The organism is Synechococcus sp. OH2 (genome assembly GCF_047462155.1).
GTDB lineage: Bacteria > Cyanobacteriota > Cyanobacteriia > Thermostichales > Thermostichaceae > Thermostichus.
Genome location: NZ_JANSIR010000069.1, coordinates 5,068 through 9,757, shown reverse-complemented (window position 1 = coordinate 9,757; position 4,690 = coordinate 5,068). Strand labels below are relative to the sequence as shown.

General features: G+C 61.2%; 5 protein-coding genes and 1 pseudogene. 3 read left to right on the top strand and 3 right to left on the bottom strand.

Annotation, left to right across the window (positions count from 1 at the left end; translation table 11 throughout):
- The 3 genes and pseudogenes from NW835_RS05905 to NW835_RS05895 all read right to left on the bottom strand — a co-directional run.
- Positions 1-267, bottom strand: a pseudogene (locus NW835_RS05905) (allophycocyanin subunit beta); the annotation flags it as partial.
- Between the two features lie 64 nt (positions 268-331).
- Positions 332-817 carry an allophycocyanin subunit alpha gene (gene apcA, locus NW835_RS05900; protein ID WP_011431038.1) on the bottom strand — a complete coding sequence of 162 codons (486 nt, stop codon included), beginning with the start codon at positions 815-817 and terminating at the stop codon, positions 332-334.
- A gap of 353 nt (positions 818-1,170) precedes the next feature.
- Positions 1,171-1,860 (bottom strand): hypothetical protein, encoded by a 690-nt coding sequence (locus NW835_RS05895; RefSeq protein WP_414337860.1) that lies wholly within the window; start codon positions 1,858-1,860, stop codon positions 1,171-1,173.
- 301 nt (positions 1,861-2,161) lie between these two features.
- Between NW835_RS05895 and NW835_RS05890 the strand changes: the two genes are divergently transcribed.
- From NW835_RS05890 to NW835_RS05880, 3 genes are all read left to right on the top strand, one after another.
- Complete coding sequence (locus NW835_RS05890) at positions 2,162-3,406, top strand: HhoA/HhoB/HtrA family serine endopeptidase (protein WP_414334376.1); 1,245 nt, start codon at positions 2,162-2,164, stop codon at positions 3,404-3,406.
- A 175-nt stretch (positions 3,407-3,581) separates the two neighbouring features.
- Positions 3,582-4,481: a glycine betaine ABC transporter substrate-binding protein gene (locus NW835_RS05885; RefSeq protein ID WP_414414780.1), complete on the top strand. Its 900-nt coding sequence runs from the start codon at positions 3,582-3,584 to the stop codon at positions 4,479-4,481.
- Positions 4,482-4,501: 20 nt separating this feature from the next.
- On the top strand, positions 4,502-4,690 hold a 189-nt coding region (locus NW835_RS05880; RefSeq protein ID WP_414414779.1), incomplete at its 3' end, for an ATP-binding cassette domain-containing protein.

Genomic DNA, 4,690 nt, shown 5'->3' with positions numbered 1-4,690 from the left:
CAGGTAGTAGTCCATGTCGCGGATGCAAGCGGCATAGCGACGGGTGGTGTACATGTTACCACCGGGACGGGTGAGGTCGGAGTAGAGCAACGCCTTGGCCGCCGCATCTTTAACAATGGTGGAGGCGTTGGCCGCGATTGTAGCAGCCGCTCGCACCCGCAGCTCGCCCGTGGCGAAGAAAGCCTTCAACTTGTCCATGGCCGAGCTGTCGAGATACTTGCCTTGGACGTCGTAGCTATTGATCACAGCAGTAATCGCGTCTTGCATGATGAGCTTCCTAAATCCAAATCGGTGAACGTTAAACAGTTGCGCGGTTAGAACAATGTAGGGATTAGCTCATTGCCCCCACCACAAAGTCAAAGTAGTAACCGGCCTCAGCCGCGTCCTCAGGAGACAACAGGCCCATGGCCACCTGCTTCATTTGGCGAATGCTCTCGGCCACCGCCGGAATAGGCGTGCCCAAAGAGTTGTACATCTCCCGCACCCCCACCAAGCCAATCTCCTCAATCGGGGTGACATCGCCGGCAACGATCCCGTAGGTGATCAGGCGCAGGTAGTAGTCCATGTCCCGCAGGCAAGTTGCCGTCATCTCCTCTCCGTAAGCATTGCCACCTGGGGAGACGATGTCAGGACGCTTCTGGAAGAGTTGATCGGCAGCTTGTTTGACGATGCGCTCGCGAGACTCAGTCAAGACTTGAGCGATGCGCAGCCGCTTCTCGCCGGAGGTAACAAAGGACTTGATCCGATCCAGCTCCCCCGGGCTGAGGTAGCGGGCCTCTGCATCCGCATTCACAATCGATTTCGTGACAACACTCATGGACATCCATCCTCAAGTCAATTTTTTAAAGAGTATGACGAGCATACCCGCAAGCTATTTTCCGACATGCTTGCCGTCTGCCATCTCAGATCTTCACACTTCTTAAAATGCCTCCCAGGAAAGGAGCGCTCCCTTCCCGTCAACTCCTGCAGCGGCTGTCCGGCAAGGGGGACGTTTGTCAATAAGCGTAAAACAGTCCCTGCTGGGCCAGCTGGAATAGCCCCAGGTGGCCGCAGAGCAACCCACCCCTGCTTAGCTTTGCGGAGTGGGCAATAGCTTGAGGGCGGGCAGTGTGGCAAGGGATGGCGATCGGCGCTAGGGAGTTAAAGTTAAGTTGCGCTTTTCAGGTGTCGCTAGGGCAGATAGGGCTGAAAGTCCTGAGTGACCGTCAGGGTCAAGTTGGCGTTGGGATCGATCACCGCCACCTCCGGCGCCGTCACATTGCCGATCACGGCCCCCGCTGCCGCTCCACCTAGCACCTTCTCCGTCGAGATCACCCGGTCGCCGAACAGGCCGCCCAAGATCGCCCCTGCCGCCGCCCCGATCAGGGCATCCTGCACAACTGCCTCTGCAGAAGTGTGGCGGGGATCCTTGCGCAGCGGGATTACCTGGCTTTGGGCGTAGAGAGGATAGGATTGGCCGTTGAAGATCAAGGCCCGCGAGACAAACTGGGTGCCGCCGCTCACCGGCTGGAATTGGCCTTCTAGGATAGCTCCCGCCGGCACGACCATGTTGCCGTAGATATCCCGCAGGGGAGTCTCCAGGCTAAGGCTGACGGCGCGGGTTTCGCCAGGGGCAATCAAGAGGGCTTCCGGAGAGCGATGCACGGCTTGGATGAGATCCCCAGAGCGCAACAGCAAGGTGGTTTGCAGTTGAAAGGGCTGGCTTGGCTCATCAGGGGGAAGGGGGTTCACCGGGCGCCATCCCTGGCCGGGGGGCGGTGGCGGCAAGGGATCCCTTTGCGCCAAAACCGGGGTGGCTGCCGGTAGCCAGAGAAAACCGGCGAGTAGAGGAGCCAACAGACGACGGGCTGGGTTGGTCATGGTCTTACCCCCGATCTACCACTTCTACGTTAGCTGTAAGCCGGCCAAAGCTGGGGACAACAGCCCTGTCTGGCCTTCTATCCCCATCAAAGCCAGTTGGATATAGGGTGGCTACTCCAGGCAAGCAGATTCCGCTGCTCTTCAACCCAGATGGAAGTACGGAAAAGCGCCGCGGCTGCCGCCTTGGGATCCCTGCTGTCCATGCTAGATTAGGCCCTAGGTTTCGCAGGGGGCCAAGGTATTTCTGCGCTCCCAGCTCTTCTCTTCCTTGACTCAGGTAGCTATGAAGCGCAGCACATCCATGCCGGGCCAACCTTCTCCCAGTTCAGAAGCTTCTGCTCAACCTGCCCGTTTGCATCAGCAGGACGGAGTTCGTTCCTTTTTTGAGCCTTTGGCCGTTCTTAAGTCTCTTCTCTCGCCGCTGCTGCTGGTGCTCTTGGGCATTGGGCTAGGAGCAGCTCTCATGGGAAGCAACGGAGTATCTGCGCAAACGACGGCAACCCCGCCCCAACTGAACCTGAATTTTATCGCCGAGGTGGCGCAAAAGGTGGGGCCGGCGGTGGTGCGCATCGACTCCGAGCGGACGGTGCGCGTTCCGGGCGCTTTTCCAGAGGAGTTCTTTAGCGATCCCTTCTTCCGGGATTTCTTTGGCCAAGCGATCCCTTCCATCCCCCGCCAACGGCGGCAACAGGGCACTGGCTCCGGCTTTATCATCAGCCCGGACGGCCAGATCATCACCAACGCCCATGTGGTCGAGGGATCCGACAAGGTGACGGTGACGCTCAAGGATACCCGCAGCTTTGACGGCAAAGTAATTGGCACCGATCCGGTGACGGACATTGCGGTGGTGAAGATCGAGGCCCAGAACCTGCCGACGGTGAAGCTGGGCCGCTCCGAACTGCTGGAGCCGGGCCAGTGGGCCATTGCCATCGGCAACCCCCTGGGGCTGGACAACACCGTAACCGCTGGGATCATCAGCGCTTTGGGCCGCTCCAGCGGCGAGATCCGCGTGCCCGACAAGCGGGTGTCTTTTATCCAGACGGATGCGGCCATCAACCCCGGCAACTCAGGCGGCCCCCTGCTCAATGCTCAAGGGGAGGTGATCGGGGTGAACACGGCTATCATCCAAGGGGCGCAAGGGCTGGGCTTTGCCATTCCCATCGAGACAGCTCAGCGGGTGGCCAACCAGTTGATCGCCCGCGGCAAGGTGGATCACCCCTACCTGGGCATCCGTATGCTCACCCTCACCCCCGACCTGAAGGAACGGCTCAATCAGGATCCCAACAGCCGCATTTTCGTGACGGTGGATCAGGGGGTGCTCATCGGCGAGGTGATCCAGGGATCCCCGGCAGAGCGGGCGGGCCTGCGCGCCGGAGACATCATTCTTGCCATCAATGGCCGCGCCGTCACCACCGCCGACCAAGTGCAACAGGAGGTGGAGCGCACCGAGGTGGGCAGCACCCTGGAGCTGGAGATCGAGCGAGCTGGGCGGCGGCAGAAGATCCGGGCCGTCACCGGATCGTTCCCGGCCCCCGGCAGAGGCTAATGGGATGGGGTTGAGGCTCTGGGGCGGGGCAATGCCGGTAGTGCCGCTGTCGCTCTTGCAGTTACGGATCGGGGACAATAATGGTTTAATGGTGGCTTAGCAGTCGCAACTTCCTGGCCCAGGCCGGAACCCTCTCGGCAGGGCCGCTTGTCTCGAGTTGGGGATCCCTTTTGCCATGCTCAAAACCACTCGTCGCCTGGCTCTGCTGGCCCTCTCGGGGCTGGCCGCCCTTGTTCTTGCCCCTCAAGCGGGCCTTGCCAAACCGATTGTGGTCGGCTCTAAGGACTTCACCGAGCAGTTTATCTTGGGGGAAATGTACGCCTTGGCTCTGGAGGCGGCGGGGTTGGCGGTGGAGCGCAAGCTCAACCTGGGGGGAACGCCGGTGGCCCATGCCGGCCTGCTGAGCGGCGAGATCGATCTCTACCCGGAGTACACTGGCACCGGCCTGCTGACGGTGCTCAAGCTGCCCAGCAGCAGTGACCCGGCCCAGGTATACGCGACGGTGGCCCGCGAGTACGAGCGCCAGTTCCAATTGGTTTGGCTGGATCCGGCCCCCATGAACAACACCCAGGCCCTGGCCATGACCCGCGCCAGAGCGGCGGAGCTGGGCATCACTACCCTCTCAGACATGGTGGCCAGAGCAGGCGAGCTGGTGATGATCGGGCCGCCGGAGTTTCAAGCCCGCGAAGACGGCCTGCCGGGACTGCGAGCGGTCTACGGCAACTTTCGCCTCAAAGCCTACAAGGCGGTGGATCCCGGCCTGCGCTACCAGGGCTTGGTCAATGGGGAGGCGGATGTGGCGGTGGCCTTTGGCACTGACGGGGAAATTGCCGCCTTTGACCTGGTGGTGCTCAAGGACGACAAGCAGCTTTTCCCCCCTTACCAGGTGGCGCCGGTGGTGCGCAAAGATACCCTGGAGGCCAACCCCGGCATCGCCACTACTTTGAACGCCCTTGCTCCGTTGCTGACGGACGAGGTGATGCAGCGGCTGAACTACGAGGTGAGCGGCAAGCGCAAGGAGCCGGCAGAGGTGGCGAGATCCTTCTTGGTGGAGGCCGGTATTTTGAAGGAATAGCCGTTGCCCGAGGCCCCGGCGTGAGCACCCTTGAATTCGAGCGGGTATCGCTGCGCTTCCCCCACAGTTCCCGTCCGGCTGTGGAGGAGTGCAGTTTTTCTGTGGCCTCAGGCCAGTTGGTGGTCATCCTCGGCCCTTCCGGCTGCGGCAAAACCACCCTTCTGAAGATGGTGAACCGGCTGCTGGAGCCCACCCAAGGACAGATTCGC

Coding starts and splice junctions, on each gene's coding strand:
- NW835_RS05895 (WP_414337860.1), bottom strand. CDS start 1,860: ATGACCAACCCAGCCCGTCGTCTGTTGGCTCCTCTACTCGCCGGTTTT.
- NW835_RS05885 (WP_414414780.1), top strand. CDS start 3,582: ATGCTCAAAACCACTCGTCGCCTGGCTCTGCTGGCCCTCTCGGGGCTG.
- NW835_RS05890 (WP_414334376.1), top strand. CDS start 2,162: ATGCCGGGCCAACCTTCTCCCAGTTCAGAAGCTTCTGCTCAACCTGCC.
- apcA (WP_011431038.1), bottom strand. CDS start 817: ATGAGTGTTGTCACGAAATCGATTGTGAATGCGGATGCAGAGGCCCGC.